Below are 24,308 nucleotides of genomic sequence, written 5' to 3' on the forward strand. Positions count from 1 at the left end.
CGCGCTGTAGAATGCGGCCGCGGTCCGCGCTTTCTCCCTACGAAATGGAGTTCCCCATGCCCGAAGAAGGCAACATGCTACAAGCTGCCGTGGTGTTCCTGCTGGCTGCGGTGATCGCCGTGCCACTGGCCAAGCGCCTGCAACTGGGCGCGGTGCTCGGCTACCTGTTCGCCGGTGTGGTCATAGGCCCGCAGGTGCTGGGCTGGGTGGGCGATCCACAAAGCGTCAGCCACATCTCCGAACTGGGCGTGGTGCTGTTGCTGTTCATCATTGGCCTGGAACTGTCGCCCAAACGCCTGTGGGTCATGCGCAAGGCGGTGTTCGGCGTCGGTCTGGCCCAGGTGTTGCTGACCGCGGTGGTCATTGGCGCCGTGGCATTGCTGGCCTTCGGGCAACCGCTGAACAGCGCCGTGGTCCTGGGCCTGGGGCTGGCGCTGTCATCCACGGCTTTCGGGTTGCAGAGCCTGGCCGAACGCAAGGAACTGAACAGTCCCCATGGCCGCCTGGCGTTCGCCATTCTGCTGTTCCAGGACATTGCCGCGATCCCGCTGATCGCCATGGTGCCATTGCTGGCCGGCGGTAGCGGCGATGCCGGCGAGGGCAGTACCCTGGATCACAGCCTGCGGGTACTGGGCAGCATCGCCGTGGTGGTGATCGGCGGACGCTACCTGTTGCGGCCGGTGTTTCGTATCGTCGCCCGCACCGGTCTGCAGGAGGTATCCACCGCCACGGCCTTGCTGGTGGTGATCGGTACCGCCTGGCTGATGGAGCTGGCCGGTGTTTCCATGGCCCTGGGAGCGTTTCTCGCCGGCTTGCTGCTGGCCGACTCGGAATACCGGCACGAACTGGAATCACAGATCGAACCCTTCAAGGGGCTGCTGCTGGGCCTGTTCTTCATCAGTGTCGGCATGGGCGCCAATCTGGGCCTGTTGCTCGAAAGCCCGGCATTGGTGCTGGGCCTCACAGTCCTGCTGATCGGGATCAAGCTGCCGCTGCTGATGCTGATCGGGCGTCTGGCCGGTGGTCTGGGTCGGCTCAGCGCGGTGCGCCTGGGCATCGTGCTGGCCGCCGGTGGCGAATTTGCCTTCGTGGTGTTCAAGATCGGGCGGGAGCAGGGCCTGTTCGATGCGCGCCTGTACGACACGCTGCTGCTGACCATCACCCTGTCCATGGCGCTCACGCCCTTGCTGTTGCTGCTGTGCGCACGGTTGCTGCGGACCAAGACGCCGCCAGTGGAAGTGCCCGAGGAATACCGCGAGATCGACAGCGACGCGCCCCGCGTGGTGATCGCCGGCATGGGCCGGATGGGGCAGATCGTGGCGCGTATCCTGCGAGCACAGAAGATTAGTTTCGTGGCCCTGGACACCTCGGTGGAATCCATCGAGTTCTCGCGCAGCTTTGGCCACCTGCCGGTGTTCTACGGCGACCCGCTGAGGCCCGAGATCCTGCGCGCGGCCAAGGTGGAGCAGGCCGAGTATTTCGTCATCGCAACCGACGATCCGGAAATCAACATCAAGACCGCCGAACTGGTCCACCGCCTGTACCCGCACGTGAAGATCATCGCCCGCGCGCGCAACCGCCAGCATGTGCACCGGCTGGTCGACCACGGCGCGCAGGCGGTTCGCGAAACCTATTACTCAAGCCTGGAGATCACACGGCGCACATTGGTGGGGCTGGGGCTGAGCCAATCCCAAGCCGATGCGCGGATCAACCGCTTCAAACGTCACGATGAACAGGTGCTCCAGGCCCAGCACGCGATCTACGACGATGAGGCCAAGGTCATGCAGACTGCCCAGGAAGCGCGCGCCGAGCTGGCGAGGTTGTTCGAGTCGGACCGCCAGGACGAAAAAGCGGCAGCGAAGGCTGCTCCGCGCCGCTGATGTCCAGTGCTAAGAAGCCGCCGGTGAACCTCAGACCGGCGGCTGGCGAACCACGTCGCTCGGGCCTTCTTCGTTGGCCGGGTGCAGGGTGCGCGTCGACATCTCGGCGCGCAGCTGCGGCAGGCATTCGGGGTAGCGGTTGTTGACGAAGGTGATCAGGCGCTCACGCACATAGCAGCGCGCGTCCCAGTTGCGCGAGGAATCCACCGAGCTCAACAGAATACGCAGCTGCATCGCCTTGTCGCTGGTGTCCGTGACCTGCAACACCTCGACGCGACCGTCCCACAGGTGCGGGATTTCCTCGCACAGGCGCCGGGTTTCGGCGCGCAGCGCTTCCAGCGGCACCGAATAGTCCACCCAGAGAAACACCGAGCCGATGATGCTCGACGTGCTGCGAGTCCAGTTCTGGAAGGGCTTTTCGATGAAGTATTGCAGCGGCACCACCATGCGCCGTTCATCCCAGATCTTCACCACGACGTAGGTGCCGGTAATTTCCTCGATGCGCCCCCATTCGCCCTCGACGATGACCACGTCATCGATGCGGATCGGCTGGGAAATGGCGATCTGCAGGCCGGCGATCAGGTTGCCCAGCACCGGCTTGGCGGCAAAGCCGGCGGCCAGGCCTGCGAGGCCTGCGGACGCCAATAGGCTGGTGCCGATCTGCCGCACGGCCGGGAAGGTCATCAGGATCAGGGCAATGCCGAAGATCAGCACCAGCACGTTCAGGCACTGCACCAGCACCCGCACCTGGGTCTGGATCCGCCGCGCCGCCAGGTTGTCCTCGATGTCCAGCGGATGTTTGATGGTCATGGTAGTGGCCACGGCCTTGACGCATCGCAGGCCCAGCCAGGTCAGGCAGGCGGTCACCAGCATGCCGTTGAGGTGGCGCACGGTGTTGATCATCAGCAGGTCATCCGGCGCCGAGGTCCAGACCGCCTGCAGGCTCATCAGCGGCATCAGCCACAACGTCGGCTGCTCGGCCCGCAGGATGAGCTGCCGGGCCAGGACGAATGACTTCGATACGCGGCGCAGGATGATCAGGCCGACCCAGCGGATCAGCAGAACGACGCATACCGCCAGCACCGCGGCAATCAGCGTGCTCAGCCAGGGCAGCGGCACGCGGGCGAGCAAGGAGTCGGGAAGGGCGTATTCCATGGGTCGAAGGCTCGCGTGTGGCATGAACTGAAGTCGACCGGCAGATGCCGCTACGGTTCCCCGTCACCCGCAGCCGATCAGTCTGCCAAGCGGGTTTCACGCGATGGCGAGTGGCCGAAATAGCCGCTGTAGCACTTGCTGAAATGGCTGACCGAAACGAACCCACAGGCGATCGCCACCTCCATGATCGACAGCTGTGAATGCTGCAGCAGTCGTCGTGCTTCGGTGACCCGCAGTTCCATGTAGTAGCGATGGGGGGAAGTGCCGAGCTGGTCCTGAAACAATCGGTCGATCTGGCGCCGCGAGCGGCCGACGAACTCCGCCAGCTGGTCGAGCGACAGCGGTTCCTCCAGATTGCTCTCCATCAGGTCGATGATGTTGCGCAGCGGTTGGCTGAGCTTGCCATTGGCCTGCGCGCCGCTGCGGCGAAAGCGCAGCCCTTCGAAGGCGAGGATATGCTCGACGCCGTCGGCCAGCGTGTCGCCGCGCTGGGCACGGATCAGCGCCATCATCATGCTGAAGCCGCCATTGGGGCTGGCGGCGGTGAAGCGGTCACGGTCGATGACCTGGCTGGCCGGAGTCACGGTGATCTGCGGGCTGAGTTCGGCCAGCGAGGCGCGGTTCTCCGGGTGCACCGCGCAGCGATAGCCATCGAGCAGGCCTGCCTGACCCAGGAACCAGGCACCGTTCCACAGACCGCCCAGGGCGATGCCGCGTCGAGCACAGTCGCCAAGTACGCGATTGAGCAACACGGAGGCGCGCATCGGGGTGCGAAAGCCCCCACAGATGATCAACAGGTCCAGTTCGTCATGCGCGCCGGGCATCAACGGCGCATCCGGCTGCAGCAGGATGCCCAGGTCACTGATGACCTGCCCGGGCGCCAGCCCGTAGGAACGAATGGCATAGGCGCCCGAGCTGATCAGGTTGGCCGTGACCAGGGTGTCGAGGCTGGCGGTGAAGGCCGCCAGGGAGAAATGCTCCAGCAACACGAACCCCACGCGCAGGCTGGCCTGGGTGCCGTCGCGCAGGCGCTCGTTGGCCGAAGCCAGGTACAGCAGGTTCTTGCTTTGCCCGGCGCCGCTGAAGATCCGTTGGGTCATTGACACCTGCTCCCTGAATGGCCATCGATCGCTGCGGATATTACCGTAGTGCTGCGCCCGCGGGTCTGCGAGACTGATGGCCCTTTTGCCGTGGAGGAAACTGCGATGCCTTATCTGCGACACGCCCACTGCCTGCTGTTGTGCTGGGTGATCGGCGCACCGGCCTGGGCCGACGACAGCGTGATCGTCTGGCCGGCCGACTGGGACGTGCAGATCCTGCCTGATGCGTCCGACGCTCAGGGCCAGCCCAGCGGCAGCCGCCAGCGCGCGACCAAGACGGACGCCAATGGCGACCCCTTGATGATTGTGGAAATGACCCGTGGCGCCCTGGCCCAGGACCATGCCGTGAACCTGGAAGCGGTGTTGCTGGAGATGCGCAAGGCAATCCAGATCAACTTTTCCCGCTCCGGCTACCAGAGTTTGTGCACCAAGGTGAAATCGACGACGCTGGGCAACCTGCCCGCAGCGCAGACCACCTGCAAGGTCACCCGCAACGGCACCCTGGCCATCACGCAGACCCTGGTTGCGGCGGTGCAGCCCGGCATGGCCTACGGCTTCAGCTATGCCGGCTCGGCAGTGGGTTATCCGCAGCTGGAAGCCGAAGTGATGGGGATTCGTCAGGGTCTACGCTTTGCCAAGTCCGAATAAGCGCACGAGCTGACGCCTGTAACGCACAAGGTCATCAGCGTCGCATATCTCCAAAAGACATATAAAAAGCATTATTTATTCTTTTTAAATATTCGGCCGAAGGTGCAATCTCTACTCCACGCACTGCGGTGCGACCGAATGTCTAACGAGGATGACTGCATGACCATCAAAGCGATCAACGTACGCAACCAGTTCAAAGGCACCGTGAAGGAAATCATCGAAGGCCCGGTGGTCTCGGAAATCGACGTGCAGACGCCAGCCGGCATCGTGACGTCGGTCATCACCACCCGCTCGGTGCACGAGCTGGAACTGCAGATCGGCAGCGAAGTCATCGCCTTCGTGAAATCCACCGAAGTGTCCATCGCCAAACTGTAACAATTCCCCCGCATACTGATTCGGTCCCCACGTTTGACCACGTGGTGTCTTGTCACGTTTGAAGCCGAAAGAATCTTGAGGGTCGTGCTCTTGCAGGGGAGCACGGCCCTTTTTTTATGCGCCGCAGGTTTTGTCCGCCGCAGGTCGAATACGCCGCAGGTGACTCACCCCAGCGGCGTCGGCGCCAGAGTGCCGAGCAGGGCGACAGCCGCCACCGCGCCCAGTCCGCAGGCCCATTCAAGGGTGACCGTGCGCTTGAACGATTGCACGTCCAGCGGACCACGAGCCAGTTGCCGGCGGTGCCACACAGCCAGGCCGAGCATGGCCAGCACCAACGCCAGCTTGACCGCCAGGACCGTGGCGAACCCGGACGCACCTGGCACTGGCAGGAAGGAGCCGGTCAACGCCCGGGTGTTGATCAGCCCGGTCACCAGCAACCCCGCCACCAGCACACACCCCACGCCACTGAAGCGACCCAGCACCACGCGCAGATCCTGATCACCGGGGCGTGCGAGCACGAACATCAACAGCATCAGACCGCCCAACCACGCGCCGACACACAGCAGGTGGATCAACTGGTTGATCACCAGCCAGGTGCCCGCCGAGCCTTCGAACATCGCTGCATGACCGACCGGTGCCAGCGTGGCCAGGGCCAACGCGCTCAGGGGGCGGGCTACTACCTGAAGTTTTGGATGAGGGAGGCGCAGGCACACCAGGACCGCTACGCAGGCGAACAGGTGCAGGGTCCAGACCTTGCCGAAAAAGGTTTCACCCAGGACCCGGCGCACCAGCGCCATGTCCAGCGAACCGCCCATCTCGAAGGCCACGGCGAACAGCCAGGCGACACCGCTGATCAGCGCGAGCGCTGCCAGCAGGCACACCAGGGGATCGATCAGGTTGCGCAGCCGACCCTTCTGGCCGGGCTGATCGAGCAGCAGCGGGCGGAACATGCAGGCGCCGAACACCAGCATCAGGCTGGTGAAATGCAGGAAGCGCAGAACGATCAACACACTCATGCTCAAGGACTCACGGTGAAGCGGTACTCGCCGGCGCTTTTGTGCGTGTCCACCGACACCACCTGCCAGTGCACCGTGTACTGCCCGGCCGCCAATGGCGCGGCAGGCTTGACCACCAGGGTCTTGCGATCGTCGACGGCGCTGGCCAAGGGTTGCAAGGAGACCGGTTCACCGCCTGCGGCCGTCAGCGTGACCTTGCTGAAGCCCACTTCGATGGCTTCGGAAAAGCCCAGGCTCACTTGCGCTGGCGCAGCGACGGAGGCATCGGCGGCGGGCACCGGATGGGTCAGATGGGGCATGGGCCATGGCCAGGGGGGAAACAAGCACGAGGAGGGCGGCGCTGAGCAACTTGCGGGCAGACATGGCGAGGGCCTTGAACAGTGAAAAAGGCCGCCAATAAAGCATGATCCGCACCGTTGGGCAACGCCGCCCGGTTTCGACGCGTCAAGGCATGGCGAGGCGCCAGTCGGGCTGAACTCCCCAGGCCGGCTCCAGCCTAAGCTGCATGACTCACTGACCAGGAGGCCTTCATGGCCAGCAAGAAAGTAGCCGACATCGTGATCCAGACCTTGCAGGAAGCAGGTGTGCGCAACTGCTACGGCATCGTCGGCGACACGCTGAATCACGTGACCGATGCGATTTCGCGCAGCGATATCGAATGGGTGCACGTCCGCCATGAAGAAGCCGCCGCATTCGCCGCTGGCGCCGAGTCGTTCATCAGCGGTCGCCTGACGGCCTGCGCCGGGTCGTGCGGGCCTGGCGGCTTGCACTTCATCAACGGCATCTTCGAAGCCCAGCGCAACCACGCGCCCATGGTGCTGATCGCCAGCCAGATCGTCACCAGCGAACTGGGCATGGACTTTCCCCAGGAAGTGGACTTCAAGGCCATCTATGGCAGTTGCACGGTGTTCTGCGAGCAGGTGTACACCCCGGAGCAGGCACGCCGGGTGACCACGCTCGCTGCGCAGACCGCGCTCAATGAAGGCGGAGTGGCGGTGATCATCCTGCCGTCGGACATCAGCTCCGCCGAGGTGAAGAACGATCGTCCCTTCAGCGTCCATCAGCCGCGTCCGGTGTTGCAACCCAGCCTGGATGAGTTGAACGAAATCGCCGACATGCTGGGCAAGGGCAAGAAGATCGCCATCTACGCCGGCTTTGGCTGCGAAGGCGCCCACGACGAACTGATCGAACTGGCCCAGCGCCTGAAAGCGCCCATCGCTCACACCTCACGTGCCAAGGACTTCGTCGAGTACGACAACCCCTACAACATGGGCATGACGGGCGTGTTCGGGGTCGAGTCCGGCTACCACGCGATGATGGAGTGCGACACCTTGCTGTTGCTCGGTGCCGACTTCGCCTGGGGCCAGTTCTATCCGCAGAATGCCAAGATCATTCAGGTGGATCGCAAGGGCGCCCATCTGGGGCGTCGTCATCCCATCGATCTGGGCGTGGTCGGTGACGTATTGCCCACCCTGAAGGCGCTGCTGCCCTTGCTGGCCGAGCGTACCGAGCACAGCTTTCTGGAAGACTGCCTCAAGGTGCGTCAGAAGACTCTCAAGACCCTGGCCCACGATCAGCGTCATACCGACGGGCATCTGATCCATCCGCAGTATCTGACCCATCTGCTGGACAAGCATGCCAGCGAAGATGCGCTGTTCACCGCGGACGGCGGTTCGCCCATGGTCTGGGTGCTGCGCCATATCAACACCAACGGCCAACGTCGCACGCTCACCAGCCTGCGCCATGGCACCATGGCCAATGCCATGCCACAGGCGCTGGGCCTGCAGAAGGCCTACCCGCAGCGCCAGGTCATATCATTGTCCGGCGACGGAGGCCTGGCCATGCTGCTGGGCGACTTGCTCACAGCGGTTCAGGAAAAATTGCCGATCAAGGTGGTGGTGTTCAACAACAGTTCGCTGAACTTCGTCCAGATCGAGCAGAAGGTCGAAGGCTTGCTGGACAACTTCACCGACCTGCACAACCCCGATTTCGCCAAGCTGGCCGAGGTGATGGGTTTCTACGGCGAACAGGTGTCGGACGGCGCGAGCCTGGAGCAGGCCGTGCAGCGCTTCCTGAGTCATCCCGGCCCGGCGTTGCTGGACGTCAAGGTCAACCCGGAAGAACTGGTGATGCCGCCCAAGATCGAGCTTTCGCAAGTCTCGAACATGGCCCTGTATTCAGCCAAGGCCATGCTCAGCGGGCGCGCCGATGACGTGGCGCACATGCTGGTGGACAACTTCATCAAGTAAGCGCGCTGGCAAGCAGTGCAGCCCAGGCCGTTGCGGCAGACGCAGCGGCCTTTTTGTTCTCAGGCTATTTGTTTTCCTCGTTCTCCTTATGGATCAGGTACATCACATAGCCGAACGAGCCGAGCGTAGCGGTGATGATGGTCAACATGATCACACCGTCCATAACACACCTCCAGAACATGAAATTTCGTTCAGGTAACTATGGACGTTCCGAGCAAGGTAAAACAGATCCAGAAAGCGCTGAAAAAACCGGATCAGATGGCGGGCTTGGCGTTCAGCAATTTGGCGAAGTGACTGATCGCCAGCTTGTAGCCGTGGGTGCCGAAACCGGCAATGACGCCGACCGCCACTTTCGAGACGAATGAGTGGTGACGGAACTCTTCACGGCGGTGGACGTTGGAGATATGCACTTCCAGCACCGGTACTTCGCAGGCGATCAGTGCATCGTGAATGGCGATGGAGGTGTGGGTCCACGCACCCGGGTTGATGACGATGCCGGCCACGCGCTGGCGGGCCTGGTGGATCCAGTCGATCATTTGCCCTTCGTGGTTGGTCTGTCGACATTCGATGCTCAGACCCAATTCCTGACCGCTCTGCACCGCCATGGCTTCTACATCGGCCAGGGTTTCGTGGCCGTACACGGCAGGCTCACGCAAGCCCAGCATGTTCAGGTTGGGGCCATTGAGTACGAGGATGATCTGGGACATGGGGCTTCCTGGTCGGAGGTGATGGGACCATGGGGCAGGGCGGCTGCACCGTGGCATCGAGACCGGAAGAATACCCAAAAAAACGATAAAAGGGATGGATGTGAAAACGGGTGGCCTGAGCGGATGCGGTGATACGCATCTTGGCCCAGCCACCCGCTTGGATCACGGCAACGCAGAAGGCTCGAACGCGATGCGCTCGAGCCGCCGCAGAATCAGTTACCGCTGCTGCCACCCGCGCCGCTGCCTGCGCCCTTGCCGGAGCTGGCGCCGTTGCCAGTGCCGCTGCCTACAGCACCGCTACCGCTGCTGTTGCCGGTGCCATTGCTGAAGGTGCCCGAGCCATTCGGGGTGCCGGAGGTGGTGGTGCCGCTGCTGCTGTTGGCATCGTTGGTACGACCACTGCCCATCTGGTTGCCCGTGCGGGTATCAGTGCTGGTGGTTGGCGACGAAGGGCTGATTTCCTTGCCTGGAGGCACCGAACCGGCCAACGCATACATACTGGTGGCAGACAGCAGGCCGACGAGGGCAAAGCGAGTAATCGTGCGAGTGACCATGGTATTTCTCCGTTATAGGAATCGGTACGCAGATTTGGGCAGCGAATGGCCATGATCGGTGCCGCAATTCCGACGAACGGTAGCACCCAGGATCCCCCCCGACCCCCTCCATACACCCGGTGCGGCCGAACGCGGCTCGCGCCGCTGCTACAGGCGCACGCGGTCGCTGTACGGCGGTATAGGCGGTCCCGCTGCATGAACGCGTTGAAGCCGAAGCAGGCGCACGCGGTCGCTGTAGCAGCGGCGCAAGCCGCGTCGGCGGTTTGTGCGGTGTGCCTGGATGAACGCGTTGCGGCCGGACGCGGCTTGCGCCGCTGCTACGGGGATTGCGGGGCCTTGATGAATGCATGCGATCCGGGGATCACCAGAATGGCGCGGGGGCTTTGAGGGCGTCGTTGATGACGGCGATGGCTCGGTCGACATCGGCCTGCGTGCTGTAGCGACCCAGACTCACCCGCAGGCTGCTCAGCGCCTGAGCTTGGTTCAAACCCAGTGCCAACAACACGTGCGACGCGGCGGCACTTGCCGAATTACAGGCCGAGGTCGAAGACACCGCGATACGTCCGGCCACTGCCTGCATGGAAAAGGTCGGGCTGTCGATGCAGACGTTGAGCGTGTGGGGAATCCGCTGCTCGGCGCACCCGTTGAGCGATGCGCCTGGCAGCGCCAGCAATCCTTCGCGCAATCGCTGGGACAGTGCCTGGATCTGCCGGTTATCGCTCGGCATCTGCGCGCTGGCTTGGGCAAATGCTGCGCCCATACCCACGATCTGATGCGTCGGCAGCGTGCCTGAACGCAGGCCCTGTTCATGGCCACCCCCATGCATTTGTGCGCGCAGTACCGGGCGAGCGCGTGGTCCGACATAAAGGGCGCCGATCCCTTTGGGTCCATACAGCTTATGGGCGGACAAGGACAGCAGGTCTATGCCTGCCTGAGCCAAGTCGATCTCGACCTTGCCAGCCGCCTGGGCGGCATCCACATGCAGCAGCGCGCCATGCGCCTGTACCCGTCGTGCGATCTCCACAACATCGGTCAGTGTGCCCAGCTCGTTATTCACCCACATCAGCGACACCAGACGCGTATTGGGTCGCAGTGCCGAGGCCACGGCCTGTGGTTGAATCAGCCCGCGTTCGTCGGGGCTGAGCCAGGTGACCTCGCAGCCAGCCGCCTGTTGCTCGCGCACGGTGTCGATGACCGCCTTGTGTTCCAGCACGCTGGTGATGATGTGATCGCCGGGACGGGTACAGCCCTTGATCGCCAGGTTGTTGGACTCGGTGGCGCCCGAAGTCCAGACGATATCCTCGCCCGGAGCATTGATCAGTTCGCCCACTTGCCGCCGCGCCAGTTCAACGGCCTGGCGCGCTTGTTGGCCGTAGGCGTGGGCGCTGGAGGCGGGGTTGCCATAGACGGCATCGCGCCCCATGCAGGCCAGCATGGCGCTGATGACATGATCGTCGATGGGCGTGGTGGCGGCGTAATCCAGGTATACGGGGAGGGTAGGCATAGCGTCTCGACCAGTGCTGATTTCGTACCGCTCATGCTAGCGATGGACGCGGTGAAAAAATTTGATATCTGTACAGATCAGCTGGATGAATACGCAAAATCTTTGCTCGGATTGTCGATATAACAGAAGGATTTTCCCGCATACTTATAGCCACCCGTACAGACCCACTCAGGCTCGCATTTTCATGGACAAGTTCGACATGGCCATTCTCGACATCCTGCAAGCGGACTGTACCCGTCCCCTGGCTGACATCGCCGAGCAGATCGGCCTGGGCGGCACTGCCTGCTGGCGTCGCATCCAGAAGCTCGAACAGCAGGGGGTCATCACCCAGCGCGTCGCGCTGCTCGATGCACGCGAGTTGAATGTTGCCGTAACGGTATTTGCCGAGCTGCGTACGCAACGGCACAACGCGCAATGGCTGGAGGATTTTCACAGGGTCATCGAGGCACTGCCCGAAGTGATGGAGTGCTATCGAATGGCGGGGGATACGGACTACATGCTGCGTATTGTGGTACCGGACATCGCCGGCTATGACGCAGTGTACAAGCGGTTGATTCAGGTGGAGGGTATTTCCGACATCAGCTCGACCTTCGCCATGGAGCGCATCAAGTCAACCACGGTCTTGCCGCTGCAATACGCCAGGCGCCCGTAGGCGCGGTCATCGGCCGCGAACCAGGTACCCAAGCAAACGGCCCCAGCCTGAAGTTGCCCAGGCTGGGGCCAAAAACTCACTTCTTGACCGAAGACTTGTCGATCATCTCGACGATGGTGCCGTTAGGAATGTTCACGCGCACGTACTTGTCCTTGATCTCGACCCACTGCTCGTTCTCGCCGGGCTGCTTCAGGCCATGCTTGGCTGGATCGATCGCCAGTTCCTTGCGCTTGTAGGAGTCGGGCACTTTGTCGCCCTCTTTGATTTCATGATCACCGTTGCCTGGACGGTCCAAGGTGACGCTTTCTTCCTTGGCGCCGGTTTCGGCTGCGAAGGCAGGTACGCTCAGGGCGCAAAGGGCAGCGAGAGCAAGGCGAGGCAACAGCTTGGAAGTGGTCATAATGATTATCCTGGATGTTCGAATAGGGCGACGTGGTACGCGCAAGCGTCAGCGTCGACAGACTATTGACCGGCGCTGATGACTTTGTTTCCGTCCATCTTTCAACAACCTGCCTAGAACTCATTCCTCATCCTCGCTTTTCAACAGTTGCGTAGCGGTGCTGTTGAGCAACGATCCGGCCTGGAAGTAGCCCATGACCGTCGCCACGCTGCGGTGCTCGGTCATCGCCATCACCTCACCCAGCGGCACACCCTGCCGGCCCGCTTCGGTCACGAAACCCGAGCGCAGGCTGTGGGCGGCCCAGTCCCCCTCCAGACCTGCAAGCTGAGCCCGACGCTTGACGATGCGCGCCACTTGGTCGCCGCCCAGGCCTTGGCTCGCCACCTTGTCGCCACGGTACAGACGACGAAACAGTGGGCCCGTGGTCGCCGGCGCGGCAGCCAGCCACGCCGCCAACGCATGAGCCGCAGGCCCGCGCAGGGGCTTCTCTCGTCGCGTACCGGCGGTGTCGGTCTTGGTGGCACCGAGGCTGTAGACCCAGGTGTCGGCATCCAGACGCCGCACATCACCCACCTGTAGCCCGATCACTTCGGAGCGGCGCCGACCACCGCCACTCCAGGCCAACAGCAGCAGGGCGCGATCGCGGGTGCCCCGCAGGCCGTCGGTGCAGGTTGCCAGCATGGCCTGCAGCGGCTCCAAGGCCATGGCCGTTTTCTTGCGCACGGTCACGCCTTGGCGCGCTTGGGCTTTCTGCGCATTGCGCAACAAGGTCTTGAGCGCTGGCGACTCGGTCGGACTGTCCCAGCCCTTCACCCGATGCCACTTGCCCAGCACCGCCAGACGATGCTGCACGGTGCTGTAGGCCAGGGCACCCAGCCGTGACTTGGCACCGGCTTCGACCAGAGCGGCGTCGATGGCGTCGGGCAGCAGGTGATTCCATGTGCCGTCTTCCAGCGGCCGTGCCAGATGGTCCAGAACGAATTGAACCGCCACCGCTGCAGGTAATGCAGCATCACCCAGCACCTGCCCGTAACGCAGCTTCAGCCACGCGGACCAGTACGCCAGAGCACTGCGATAGCTGCGTACCGTATTCGCGGCGGTGCCCGCAGCCACAAACGCCTGGGCCGCACGAGCGGTGGTTTCTGCCAGTGAATACAGGTCCAGAGGCTTTGCATCGGCCACCAAAATGTCATGTGTATTATTCATTACGTTCAACGTATTATATTATCAATATGTAATTTATAAGGTCGGATAATCTTTCATTATCATACCTAATCCAACGGAGAGCAGGCCATGGCAGTAGGCGTACCGGAAAATGACGTATTTGCCGCGGCAGATGCCGTGCTGGCCCGGGGAGAGCGGCCAACGGTCGAACGCGTGCGCCTGGAGCTAGGTCGCGGCAGCCCGGCCAGGGTTGGGGCCTTGCTGGATCAGTGGTGGGAGCGCCTAGCCGAGCGGCTGCGCGGGGAAACCCGGCTGCCTGGGCTGCCGGCTGAAGTGGCCCAGGCGTTCGTTGCGATCTGGCAGCAGGCAACCACGCTGGCCCAAGGCGTGGTCGAACATTCGTTGGCGGCCCAGCGTGAGCAGCTCACGGCGGAGTACGAGCGGGTCGCGGAGGTCGAGGAACAAGCCCGCCGCGACGCTGCCCAGGCTCGCCGCCAGGTGGCCGATGCGGAAACCGCCCGCGGCAACGCCGAGACCCGCCTGGCCGACCTGGAAAAACTCCTGGCTCAGCGCCAGGAGCAGATCGACGATTTGCAGCATCAGCGCGTCGAGCTGCAGGGCGCACGCAGCGAGTTGCAGGCCGATCTAGCGGCCCTTCAACAAGCGCTCCGTGAGCAACAGCAGCAGGCCGAGCACAATCGCCTGGCTCAGGAGGCCTACGTGCGGGGCGTCGAAGAGCGCTCGCACCGCGAGGTCGACCGCGCCCGCGAAGACCTCAAGGCGCGCAGCCTCGAGGCCCGTGAGCAACACAAGCAACTCGAAGCATTGCAGAAGCGTTTGGAGCACGTACAAGGCGCACTTGGCGAGGCCCAACTACAGGCAGCGGCCCGCGAAGCGCGCTCGGCATTGGCCGTGGAGCAGGGGGAACATGCGCGACAGCAGCTCGAAGCCCAGCTTCAGGCCGCGCAAGCAGGGCAGGCGTCAGCATTGCAAACCGCCGCCGCCCAGCAGGCACGCGCCGAGACTCTGGACGCCCAGTTGGCCCTGCTGCGCCTGCCGCCGCGCAAGACACGGAGTCGAAAGACGGAATGAATGAGGCTTCCAGCACGCCAGCAACAGCCGCAATGCTCGGCGAATGCGGGATTCAAAACGCTAGCACTGGCTAAACCGCTCAAATGACCTGAGCGCTGAAAACATTGTCGCGAAAGCACGGGCGGATCACTATCGGCCAGTGCCTTCAGGGTCACAACGATCTCACAACACCCAGATCCCATAACAACAAGCAGGGTCATGTGATGCGCGATTATTTCACTACCGCTCAGGCGTTCGATTACCCGCAAACTGCCGCGCAGGATCTGCACGGCACCCTCGATCAGCTCAATGCCTGTGTCGAATGCTGCGACCGCCACCTCGGCGAACAGGCCGTGGCCCTGTATTGCGAGTCGCAGCAGGGCGTGGCTACGCAGTACACCTTCGAGCAGCTGCAGACCCATGCGGCGCAGTTCGGCAATTTCCTACGCAGTCAGGGCGTCAAACCGGGCGATCGCGTCGCCGGGCTGATGCCACGCACGGTCGAACTGCTGATCGCGATACTGGGTACCTGGCGCGTCGGCGCGGTCTATCAGCCGCTGTTCACCGCGTTCGGTCCCAAGGCCATCGAGCAGCGCCTGCATTGTTCGGGGGCCAATTGGGTGGTGACCGACCTGCACAATCGCCCCAAGCTCGACGAACTCGATCACCGTCCCAACGTGCTGACCGTGGGCTGTACCGCAGCGGGCACCGGCGAACACGACTTCTGGACGGCACTGCAAGGGCAGAGCCGCGAATGCGAGCCCGTGATGCTCGCTGGCAATGCGCCTTTCATGCTGATGTGCACGTCCGGCACCACCGGGCCGGCCAAGCCGCTGGAAGTGCCGCTGCGCGCATTGCTGGCGTTCAAAGGCTATCTGCGCGATGCCGTACAACTGCGCAGCGACGATCGGTTCTGGAACCTGGCTGATCCGGGTTGGGCCTACGGGCTCTACTATGCCGTGGCCGGCCCGCTGGCCCTGGGTCATGCCACCTTGTTCTACAACGGCGGCTTTACGGTTGACAGCACCTGCCGAGTGATCGACAAGTACGCGATCACCAACCTCGCCGGATCGCCAACGGCTTATCGCATGCTGATCGCTGCCGGCGATCGTTTCGCGGCCGGCGTGCGCGGGCGACTGCGCATTGCCAGCAGCGCTGGGGAGCCGCTCAACCCGCAGGTGATCCGCTGGTTCGCCGAACAGTTAGGCGTCGTGGTCCACGATCACTACGGCCAGACCGAGCTGGGCATGGTGCTGTGCAACCATCATGGTCTCGATCATCCCGTGCACGAAGGCTCGGCCGGTTTTGCCGTGCCTGGCCATCGCATCGTGGTGCTCGACGCCGATCTGCATGAACTGGAGGCCGGTCAACCCGGGGTTTTGGCGGTAGACCGCGAGCGCTCGCCGCTGTGCTGGTTCGGCGGCTACCTGGGGATGCCGACCAAGGCGTTCAAAGGCAGGTATTACCTGAGCGGCGACACCGTCGAGCTCAATGCCGACGGCAGCATCAGCTTCGTGGGCCGCAACGACGATGTCATCACCACCTCAGGCTACCGAGTCGGGCCCTTCGATGTGGAAAGCGCCTTGATCGAGCATCCGGCGGTGGTCGAGGCCGCCGTGGTGGGCAAGCCCGACCCGGAGCGCACCGAAGTGATCAAGGCCTTCGTGGTGCTGCAGGCGGGTTTCGAGGCAGGCCCCGAGCTGGCCGAAACCCTTCGCCTGCACGTGCGTCAGCGGCTCGCCGCCCATGCCTACCCGCGCGAGATCGAATTCGTCGAGCAGCTACCCAAGACCCCCAGCGGCAAGTTGCAGCGCTTCATCCTGCGCAATCAGGAAATTGCCAAGCAGCAGGCGTCCAGCGCCTGACGAGGAGACCGTTTCATGCACATCCAAGACAAGGTTTTCATGGTCAGTGGCGCTGCGTCCGGGCTCGGTGCCGCCACCGCGCGGATGCTGGCCCGTGCAGGCGCACGCCTGATGCTGGTGGACCTCAACGCCGAGGCGCTCAAGGCGCAGGCCAGTGAACTGGAAGCCGGCTACGCAGTGGCCGACATCACTCAGGCCGATGCCGCCCAGGCCGCCGTAGACATGGCCATGGGCAGCTTCGGCGAACTGCACGGGCTGATCAATTGCGCCGGCGTGGTGGCGGGCGAGAAGATCATTGGCAAGCAGGGCGCTCATGGGTTGGACAGTTTCAGCCGCATCATCAATATCAATCTGATCGGTACTTTCAACCTGCTGCGCCTGGCCGCCGAGGCCATTGCCAAGAGCACCGCGAACGCCGAAGGCGAACGCGGCGTGATCATCAACACCGCCTCGGTGGCCGCCTTCGACGGTCAGGTCGGCCAGGCCGCTTACGCCGCATCCAAGGGCGCGGTGGCGAGCTTGACCTTGCCGGCGGCACGGGAACTGGCGCGCTACGGCATTCGGGTGATGACCATCGCGCCGGGCATCTTCGAAACCCCGATGATGGCCGGGATGAGCGATGAGGTGCGCGCGGCGCTGAGCGCCGACGTGCCCTTTCCGCCACGCCTGGGCAAGCCGGAAGAATATGCCGCTCTGGTGCGCCATATCATCGAAAACAGCATGCTCAATGGCGAGGTGATCCGTCTCGACGGCGCCCTGCGCATGGCGGCCAGGTAATAAGGAAGACTGCAGATGAATGAAGATCCGATCGTTATCGTCAGTGCCGTGCGCACACCCATGGGTGGCTTTCAGGGCGACCTGCGCAGCCTGACCGCGCCCCAGCTGGGCGCTGCGGCCATTGCGGCTGCCGTCGAGCGCGCCGGTATCGATGCCGGCAGCGTCGACCAGGTCCTGTTCGGCTGCGTGCTACCGGCCGGGCTGGGCCAGGCACCGGCGCGCCAGGCGGCACTGGGCGCCGGGCTGTCCCATGCCACGACCTGCACCACCCTGAACAAGATGTGCGGGTCGGGCATGCAAGCCATGCTCATGGGCCACGACGCCTTGCTCGCGGGCAGCGCTCGGGTGGTGGTGGCCGGGGGCATGGAGAGCATGTCCAACGCGCCCTACCTGCTGGATCGCGCCCGTGATGGCTATCGCATGGGCCACGGCCGGGTACTCGATCACATGTTCCTCGATGGCCTGGAAGACGCCTACGAACCCGGTCGCCTGATGGGTACCTTTGCCGAGGACTGCGCCCAGACGCACGGTTTCAGCCGTCAGACGCAGGACGAATTCGCCTTGGCTTCGCTGACCCGCGCACGCCAGGCCATCAGCGACGGCAGTTTTGCCTCGCAGATCGTGCCGGTGAAGGTCATCCGCAACAAGCAGCCCCAGATGATCAGCGATGACGAGCAGCCGCCCAAGGCCAACCCGGACAAGATCCCCACGCTGAAACCGGCCTTTCGTGAGGGGGGCAGCGTGACGGCGGCGAATTCCAGCTCGATTTCCGATGGCGCCGCGGCCTTGCTGCTGATGCGCCGCAGCGAAGCCCAGGCTCGCGGACTTGCTCCGCTGGCGGTCATTCACGGGCATGCCGCCTTCGCCGATGCACCGCACCTGTTCCCGGTGGCGCCCATTGGTGCCATTCGCAAGCTGGTGGAAAACACCGGCTGGGCGCTGGAAGACGTCGATCTGTTCGAGATCAATGAGGCCTTCGCCGTGGTCACCCTGGCCGCCATGCAGGCCCTCGACCTGCCGGCAAGCAAAGTCAACGTCAATGGCGGCGCCTGCGCACTGGGTCATCCCATCGGCGCGTCCGGGGCGCGCATCGTGGTGACGTTGCTGGCGGCATTGCGGCAGCGCAACCTGCGCCGCGGCATCGCCGCCATCTGTATCGGCGGCGGTGAAGCCACCGCCATCGCGGTCGAATGCCTCTATTGAGGAGGCCTGTGGTCAGGGTGCTTGCTCGGCGCCGACCGATGCATTAGAAATGACGACCGGAAGAGCGGGGCAATGATTGCTCCGCAGCCTATTCGGTCCGTTTCGCGCAGAAGCGGTGAGCGAGGATGAGTGAGCCTGACCCGAACACCGCTCGACAGCCCGTCGATGCGCGACACGATCTCGATCCACCTCGTGCGTGAAGCCGTACGCGACAGCCATGTCGACCTGGAGCGAATCCTTCAGGCGGCGGGCATCGATGACCGGTTGCTGCTGGACGATCAGGCCCGGGTTCCCGTTCAGCGTTACGCCCGGCTCTGGCGGCAACTGGCCAGGGCGCTGGATGACGAGTTCTTCGCCATGGATGCGCGGCCATTGCGCCGCGGCAGCTTCGCCTTCCTCTGCCAGGCCTGCCGGCAGCAGCCGACCGTGGGCGCCGCGCTCAAGCTGGCCCTGGAGTTTCTTGCACTGATGCTCAGCGACTACGACGGCCGTCTGGCGACCCAGCAATCGCTCGCGGAGATCGTCCTGCGCGAGCGCAGCGCTGACCCCAAACGCGCATTTTCCTGTTTCACCTACTGGATGATCGTGCACGGTATCGCCTGCTGGCTGGCAGGCCGGCGCATCCCGATCCTGGCCATGGAATTGCGCGGCCCTGCGCCCCGATACGTTGGTGATTACCAGGTGATGTTCTCGCCCAACCTGCGCTTCGAGCGGCCACGCACGCGGTTGATCTTCGCCGCCGAACACCTCGACATTCCCGTACGGCGCAGCGCAACGGAGCTGCGCCGTTTCCTGGCCCGCGCCCCGGCCAACATCCTGGTGCGCTACCGCGATCCCGACAGCCTCGGCTGGCGCATCCGCCAACACCTGCGCAACCTGCCGGCTGCCGATTTTCCAGCCATCGAAGCGATGGCGGCCCACTGTGGCGTTTCGGTAGCCACGCTGCGCCGGCACCTGACCGAGGAGGGCGCCGGCTATCAGGCCCTCAAGGACAGCGTGCGCCGGGAGCGTGCCGTGCTGTGGCTGGCTGAACCCCAGGCAACGTTCGAAGACATCGCCGAGCGCCTGGGCTTCGCCGATGCCAGCTCCTTTTACAAGGCGTTTCGCAAGTGGACCGGGGCCAGTCCTGGGCATTACCGCAGTCTGATTCTCGATGCGGACGATCCACAATTCACCAAGCCGCGCGCGATGCCGCAACAGACGATTCGCTAACGATCATCTGCCGGTATGTTCTTGCATTTGTCAGGGTAAAGCCGGCGAATGCGCTTAATTTATCGTTGAATGGACCCATAACGCAGGGTGCCGTCCGGCGTTTTGCGCGCCCATAATGAAAACACAACAACAAAGGTGTCCATGCCATGTTCAAGGACCACATCGTAAAGCCGCGCGCAACCGACAGTCCGGCGTTCATGGGTACAGTAGCCGCCGTGTGCTTCGCGGTGACGCTCTTCGCCGGCCTCGGCGAGAGTGGCCTGGCCCGGCTGATGGCACCCATATTGCTGGATCTGCACGCGCCCCTGGCAAGGGACGTAGCCGTGGCGGTCACCTTCACCCTGACGCTGGTCCTCAACCTGTTCGTGCTCGGTCGCTTCCCCTTGCGAGCGCAGATCGTCACTGTGTGGTGCGAACTACTGCTGATGTTCCTGCTGTTCTTCGACACCTTTGACCTTTCATATTCATTCATCGCCACCAAGGTCGGCTTCATGATTACCCAAGGGGTATTCACGACCGTGTATGTGTCGGCGATCTCCATCACCATCGCTTTCGTGCTTGCCCTGCTGGGTGCGACCGCACGCCTTTCGTCCAACGGCTTCGCCATCGCGATCGCCAGCTTTTACACCTCGTTTTTTCGTGGTGTGCCGCTGCTGATCCAGATCTACCTCATCTACCTGGGCATTCCGCAACTGGGCTATGTGGTCGGCGCGGTGCCTGCGGGTATTCTGGCCCTGTCGCTGTGCTATGGCGCCTACATGACCGAGATCTTCCGTGCCGGCATCAGCAGCATTCCCCGAGGGCAATGGGAGGCGTCGCGAGCCATAGGCCTGTCGCCGCTGCAGACCATGATGCGGGTGATTTTGCCGCAGTCCATGCGGCTGATCATCCCGCCCACCGGGAACCAGTTCATTTCGATGCTCAAGGACAGTTCGCTGGTGTCGGTGATAGGCGTCTGGGAGTTGATGTTCCTGGCGCGTACCCAAGGCCGCGCGGAGTTTCGCCATTTGGAGATGTTGATCACTGCGGCGGTGCTGTACTGGCTGCTGTCGATTGTTCTGGAAACGGTCCAGGCCCGCCTGGAAAAGCATTTCAACCGTGCCCACCGCTGAGTAGGGCCAGTGCTTGATATGAAAAAGGCGCCCGCTATGAACCTGGAGCTTGCCATGAATCGATCGACCGTCCCTGCTGCGTCCCCCCGTTCAGCCGCTGTTCGGGTGCGTCGGCTGAACAAGTGGTATGGCGAGTTTCATGTGCTCAAGGAGATTGATCTGCACATTGCCAGCGGTGAGATCGTGGTGATCTGCGGGCCGTCGGGCTCCGGCAAGTCCACGCTGATCCGTTGCCTGAATCTGCTGGAAGACTTCCAGCAAGGTGAGGTGATTATCGGCGATACCCCACTGACCCGCGGCGCGGCGTGCGTGGCGGGCATACGCCGCCAGGTCGGCATGGTCTTTCAGCAGTTCAACCTGTTTCCGCACCTCAGTGTACTTGACAACCTCATGCTCGGGCCGCGCCTGGTCGGCCGACTCAGCGATGCCGAAGCCCGCGCTCTGGCCCATGAGTACCTGGAACGGGTGCGTATCGGCAACCAGGCCGACAAGTACCCCGGCCAGCTGTCCGGCGGCCAGCAGCAACGCGTGGCCATTGCCCGGGCGCTGTGCATGCGCCCGCGCATCATGCTCTTCGATGAACCGACTTCGGCACTGGATCCGGAAATGGTCAAGGAGGTGCTCGACGTGATGGGCGAACTGGCCGAGGACGGGATCACCATGCTCTGCGTCACCCATGAAATGGGCTTCGCCCGGCGCGTTGCCGACCGGATCATCTTCATGGACCAGGGCCGCATCGTTGAGGAGGCCTCGCCGCAGGCGTTTTTCGACAACCCGCAACACGAGCGTGCCCGCGAGTTTCTCTCGCAGATTCTCAGCCACTGAGTGATCCGTCAGGGCCGGAAATGGCTTCAAACGCTGCACACGCCACAACAACGACAACTGCGTATCGCTGCTCTCTGGAGGTTCACCATGACGTCGCTGACTCGCCTGTTCACCGCTGCCGCACTGGCTGGTGTTTTCATGACCGGGGCCGGAGTTGCCTGGGCCGGCGCCACCCTGGATCGCATCAACTCGACCAAGGTCATGAAAGTGGCCACGGCGGCCAATTGGCCACCGCAGTCGTTTCTCGGGCCGGACAATGCCCTGCAGGGTTTCGATATCGACGTGGCCACCGAGATCGGCAAGCGACTCGGTAGCAAGGTCGCGTTCGTCACGCCCGAGTACGGCATCATCACCGCCGGGCGTTGGTCGAACCGCTGGGACATCTCCGTCGGCTCCATGACTCCTACGCGCGAGCGCGGCCGGGTTCTGGATTTTCCTGCGGTCTATTACTACACCCCGTATGTATTCGCCGTGCACAAGGCCGCGGCCGGTACCAATAGACCGCAGACCTCAATGGCAAGATCATCGGCGTCGAGGCCGGCACCACGTCGGAGGACTACATCAATCGTCGGCTGACCATCGATGCGGCCGACGTGCCGTCCTTCACCTATGACGTGGAGCCTGGCGAAGTGAAAACCTACGGCGACAGCATGGGCCCGCTGGATGATCTGCGCATGGGCAACGGTGTGCGTCTGAACGCGACCCTGTCGGCCCTGCCGACCATCACCGCTGCCATCAAGAACGGCTACCCGATCGTTCAGGTCGAGGGTAAGCCGGCCTACTACGAACCGCTGGCGATCGCCGTTGACAAGGGCGACGACGCCTTCAACGCGGCGCTGACCAAGGTCGTCGGCGAGATGAAAGCCGACGGTACTCTCAAGCAGCTGTCCGAAAAATGGTACGGCGCCGACCTCACCAAGGTGCAGTGAACCAATCCCCTGCGCGTGTCCCTTGGCCCGGCACGCGCAAGGTAGACGCCCGACGAAGGACGAGGTCTTCATGTTCAGCTATATCGACAACTATTACACCGCGACCATGCGCGTGGCCCCCGTGCGCCCGCCGCTCGCTGGCCAAGTCAACGTCGACGTGTGCATCGTGGGCGGTGGCCTGGCGGGGCTGAGCACGGCATGGGAGCTGGTGTCGCGCGGCAAGTCCGTGGTCGTGCTGGAAGCGGCGCGGGTTGCTTGGGGGGCGTCGGGTCGCAATGGCGGGTTCGTGCTGCAGGGTTGGTCCGAAGGTCTGTCGGCCATCGAGCAGCGCTGCGGCAAAGACACCGCTGCGGCCTTGTTCAGACTGTCCCTGGAGGGCGTGGACAGTGTGCGCGAGACCATCGCCGGGCACCAGTTGCCCGGCTGCGCGCCCAGTCGGGGCAAGCTGAGTGTCAGCCGCTTCGACAATACCGACAGCCTCAAGCGCTTCAGCGAGCGCATGGAGCGCGACTTCGGCTTTACCCTCGACTACCTCGACCGCGATGCCTTGCGCACTCTGCTCAACACCCTAGCGTTACTACCAGGGGCTGCGAGATACCCACGGCTTCCATTTCCACCCACTGAACTACTGCCTTGGCTTGGCCGAGTTGATCGAGCATAAGGGCGGGATGATTCACGAGCAGTGCGCCATGCTCGAAGTCGTCAGCCGGGCAGGGCGCTCGCAGGTATCGACCGCCCACGGCAGTGTCGATTGCGCTGACGTGGTGTACTGCTGCGGCGGCTACGGCGGCCCTGAGTTCGGCAAACTGCACCGCGCCTTCCTGCCCATTGCCACCTACGTGGTCCTCACCGAGCCGCTGGGCGCGCGCCTGCAGCAGGCGGTGCGCACTTCAGAAGCCGTCGGTGATTCCCGCCGTGCCTCGGACTATTACCGTATCGTCGACGGCGATCGGCTGTTGTGGGGCGGCCACATCACTACCCACAACCTGCAGGACGAACAGCGCCTGGCACAACTGCTCACTGCCGATATCCTCGACGTTTACCCGCAACTTCGAGGCCTGAGGATCGACAAGGCATGGTCTGGACTGATGGGCTATGCGCGGCACAAAATGCCCCACATCGGCCCAATCGGCCCAGGGCTGTGGTCCTGCGCTTCGTTCGGGGGGCACGGTATGAACACCGCGCCAGCAGGCGGGCGGGTGATCGCCGAGGCCATCTGCGGTGAATCGGATCGCTACCGCCTGTTCGATCGCTATGGTCTGCAATGGAATGGTGGCCCATTCGGGCCACCGGCGGCGCAATTGGTGTATACCGGTTTGAAGATGATGGATAGATTCCAGGAACGACACGCCGGCGCAGGGCCGCGCTAACGCCTCCTCACGCAAGGTCGATACGGCATGGAAGCACACTCACCCCGTACATTGTTCAACCTGACCGAGAACGATCGCCAGTTGCTGGCGCTACTACAGGCCAACGCTCGCGAGCCGACCGCGTCGCTGGCACGCAAGCTGGGCGTGTCGCGCTCCTCGGTGCAGGAGCGCATCCAGCGGCTGGAGAAAGCCGGCATCATCACCGGCTACAGCGTGCGCATCGACCACGACCGGATACAGCCGACCATCAACTGCTTCACCATGACTTCGTGCACCAACAAAAGCTACACCGATGTCATGACGACGCTGCGCAAGATCGACGCGGTGCAGGCCGTGTACGCGGTGTCTGGGGAGTCGGACTTCATCATTCACCTGGCCACCGGGACCCTGGGCGAACTCAATGCCGAGCTGACCCGGATCAACATGATCAAGGGCGTGGCGCACACCGCGTCGCATATCGTGATGGAGACCAAGTTCAGTCGTCGGTTGAGTGTGTAGCAGGGGCAAAAGCCCGGCGAGAGATTTCACCGGGCGGAGTGC

21 protein-coding genes and 3 pseudogenes are annotated in these 24,308 nt (G+C 63.3%); 15 read left to right on the top strand and 9 right to left on the bottom strand.

The window, feature by feature from the left end; genetic code table 11:
- The first annotated feature begins 56 nt into the window (after positions 1-56).
- Positions 57-1,880 carry a monovalent cation:proton antiporter-2 (CPA2) family protein gene (locus ABMD26_RS00490; protein ID WP_354306853.1) on the top strand — a complete coding sequence of 608 codons (1,824 nt, stop codon included), beginning with the start codon at positions 57-59 and terminating at the stop codon, positions 1,878-1,880.
- A gap of 30 nt (positions 1,881-1,910) precedes the next feature.
- On the opposite strand, the gene ABMD26_RS00495 is transcribed toward ABMD26_RS00490, so the two are convergent.
- Entirely contained in the window at positions 1,911-3,035 is a 1,125-nt protein-coding gene (locus ABMD26_RS00495) for a mechanosensitive ion channel family protein (RefSeq protein WP_049859629.1), read from the bottom strand.
- 77 nt (positions 3,036-3,112) lie between these two features.
- On the bottom strand, positions 3,113-4,135 hold the full coding sequence (locus ABMD26_RS00500) for a GlxA family transcriptional regulator (protein ID WP_354306856.1): 1,023 nt from the start codon (positions 4,133-4,135) through the stop codon (positions 3,113-3,115).
- 105 nt (positions 4,136-4,240) lie between these two features.
- Here ABMD26_RS00500 and ABMD26_RS00505 point away from each other — a divergent pair, with 105 nt between their 5' ends.
- Positions 4,241-4,783, top strand: a complete 543-nt coding sequence (locus ABMD26_RS00505; protein ID WP_354306858.1) for a DUF4946 domain-containing protein — start codon at positions 4,241-4,243, stop codon at positions 4,781-4,783.
- A gap of 159 nt (positions 4,784-4,942) precedes the next feature.
- A complete protein-coding gene (locus ABMD26_RS00510) occupies positions 4,943-5,158 on the top strand; it encodes a TOBE domain-containing protein (protein ID WP_043189662.1) in 216 nt (71 codons plus the stop codon).
- A gap of 164 nt (positions 5,159-5,322) precedes the next feature.
- On the opposite strand, the gene copD is transcribed toward ABMD26_RS00510, so the two are convergent.
- Both copD and copC read right to left on the bottom strand, forming a co-directional pair.
- Positions 5,323-6,174, bottom strand: coding sequence for a copper homeostasis membrane protein CopD (copD, locus tag ABMD26_RS00515; protein WP_354306860.1), 852 nt, complete (start codon positions 6,172-6,174; stop codon positions 5,323-5,325).
- Positions 6,175-6,176: 2 nt separating this feature from the next.
- Positions 6,177-6,537: pseudogene (gene copC / locus ABMD26_RS00520) on the bottom strand (copper homeostasis periplasmic binding protein CopC).
- Between the two features lie 167 nt (positions 6,538-6,704).
- On the opposite strand from copC, the gene ABMD26_RS00525 reads away from it, so the two are divergent.
- Positions 6,705-8,423 carry a thiamine pyrophosphate-dependent enzyme gene (locus ABMD26_RS00525; protein WP_354306862.1) on the top strand — a complete coding sequence of 573 codons (1,719 nt, stop codon included), beginning with the start codon at positions 6,705-6,707 and terminating at the stop codon, positions 8,421-8,423.
- A gap of 254 nt (positions 8,424-8,677) precedes the next feature.
- Here ABMD26_RS00525 and aroQ read toward each other — a convergent pair whose 3' ends face one another.
- The 3 genes from aroQ to ABMD26_RS00540 form a co-directional block, all read right to left on the bottom strand.
- The gene (aroQ, locus tag ABMD26_RS00530) at positions 8,678-9,130 is read right to left on the bottom strand and encodes a type II 3-dehydroquinate dehydratase (RefSeq protein WP_056842671.1); all 453 of its coding nucleotides are present in this window, start codon (positions 9,128-9,130) and stop codon (positions 8,678-8,680) included.
- Between the two features lie 212 nt (positions 9,131-9,342).
- Complete coding sequence (locus ABMD26_RS00535) at positions 9,343-9,684, bottom strand: hypothetical protein (protein ID WP_049859635.1); 342 nt, start codon at positions 9,682-9,684, stop codon at positions 9,343-9,345.
- A 361-nt stretch (positions 9,685-10,045) separates the two neighbouring features.
- A complete protein-coding gene (locus tag ABMD26_RS00540; protein WP_354306865.1) occupies positions 10,046-11,188 on the bottom strand; it encodes a cysteine desulfurase family protein in 1,143 nt (380 codons plus the stop codon).
- Between the two features lie 184 nt (positions 11,189-11,372).
- Between ABMD26_RS00540 and ABMD26_RS00545 the strand changes: the two genes are divergently transcribed.
- Positions 11,373-11,840, top strand: coding sequence for an Lrp/AsnC family transcriptional regulator (locus ABMD26_RS00545; RefSeq protein ID WP_354306867.1), 468 nt, complete (start codon positions 11,373-11,375; stop codon positions 11,838-11,840).
- A 76-nt stretch (positions 11,841-11,916) separates the two neighbouring features.
- On the opposite strand, the gene ABMD26_RS00550 is transcribed toward ABMD26_RS00545, so the two are convergent.
- Both ABMD26_RS00550 and ABMD26_RS00555 read right to left on the bottom strand, forming a co-directional pair.
- On the bottom strand, positions 11,917-12,240 hold the full coding sequence (locus tag ABMD26_RS00550; RefSeq protein ID WP_122742232.1) for an RcnB family protein: 324 nt from the start codon (positions 12,238-12,240) through the stop codon (positions 11,917-11,919).
- 120 nt (positions 12,241-12,360) lie between these two features.
- Positions 12,361-13,455, bottom strand: coding sequence for a site-specific integrase (locus ABMD26_RS00555; RefSeq protein ID WP_354306869.1), 1,095 nt, complete (start codon positions 13,453-13,455; stop codon positions 12,361-12,363).
- Between the two features lie 78 nt (positions 13,456-13,533).
- Between ABMD26_RS00555 and ABMD26_RS00560 the strand changes: the two genes are divergently transcribed.
- From ABMD26_RS00560 to ABMD26_RS00605, 10 genes and pseudogenes are all read left to right on the top strand, one after another.
- A complete protein-coding gene (locus tag ABMD26_RS00560) occupies positions 13,534-14,496 on the top strand; it encodes a DNA-binding protein (protein ID WP_354306871.1) in 963 nt (320 codons plus the stop codon).
- Positions 14,497-14,699: 203 nt separating this feature from the next.
- Positions 14,700-16,340 carry an AMP-binding protein gene (locus ABMD26_RS00565; RefSeq protein WP_354306873.1) on the top strand — a complete coding sequence of 547 codons (1,641 nt, stop codon included), beginning with the start codon at positions 14,700-14,702 and terminating at the stop codon, positions 16,338-16,340.
- Between the two features lie 15 nt (positions 16,341-16,355).
- Positions 16,356-17,117 carry an SDR family NAD(P)-dependent oxidoreductase gene (locus ABMD26_RS00570; RefSeq protein WP_354306875.1) on the top strand — a complete coding sequence of 254 codons (762 nt, stop codon included), beginning with the start codon at positions 16,356-16,358 and terminating at the stop codon, positions 17,115-17,117.
- Between the two features lie 15 nt (positions 17,118-17,132).
- Positions 17,133-18,320: an acetyl-CoA C-acyltransferase gene (locus tag ABMD26_RS00575; protein WP_502948287.1), complete on the top strand. Its 1,188-nt coding sequence runs from the start codon at positions 17,133-17,135 to the stop codon at positions 18,318-18,320.
- 165 nt (positions 18,321-18,485) lie between these two features.
- Positions 18,486-19,532, top strand: coding sequence for an AraC family transcriptional regulator (locus ABMD26_RS00580; protein WP_354311774.1), 1,047 nt, complete (start codon positions 18,486-18,488; stop codon positions 19,530-19,532).
- Positions 19,533-19,678: 146 nt separating this feature from the next.
- Positions 19,679-20,644: an amino acid ABC transporter permease gene (locus tag ABMD26_RS00585; protein ID WP_122742225.1), complete on the top strand. Its 966-nt coding sequence runs from the start codon at positions 19,679-19,681 to the stop codon at positions 20,642-20,644.
- A gap of 54 nt (positions 20,645-20,698) precedes the next feature.
- Entirely contained in the window at positions 20,699-21,469 is a 771-nt protein-coding gene (locus tag ABMD26_RS00590) for an amino acid ABC transporter ATP-binding protein (RefSeq protein WP_354306877.1), read from the top strand.
- A gap of 87 nt (positions 21,470-21,556) precedes the next feature.
- Positions 21,557-22,398, top strand: a pseudogene (locus ABMD26_RS00595) (transporter substrate-binding domain-containing protein).
- 70 nt (positions 22,399-22,468) lie between these two features.
- Positions 22,469-23,768: pseudogene (locus tag ABMD26_RS00600) on the top strand (NAD(P)/FAD-dependent oxidoreductase).
- A 27-nt stretch (positions 23,769-23,795) separates the two neighbouring features.
- Complete coding sequence (locus ABMD26_RS00605; RefSeq protein ID WP_049859649.1) at positions 23,796-24,266, top strand: Lrp/AsnC family transcriptional regulator; 471 nt, start codon at positions 23,796-23,798, stop codon at positions 24,264-24,266.
- The last annotated feature ends 42 nt before the right edge of the window (positions 24,267-24,308 follow it).

It is taken from the genome of Pseudomonas sp. PvP001, assembly GCF_040546375.1.
In the GTDB taxonomy this organism is placed as follows: Bacteria; Pseudomonadota; Gammaproteobacteria; order Pseudomonadales; family Pseudomonadaceae; genus Aquipseudomonas; species Aquipseudomonas coleopterorum.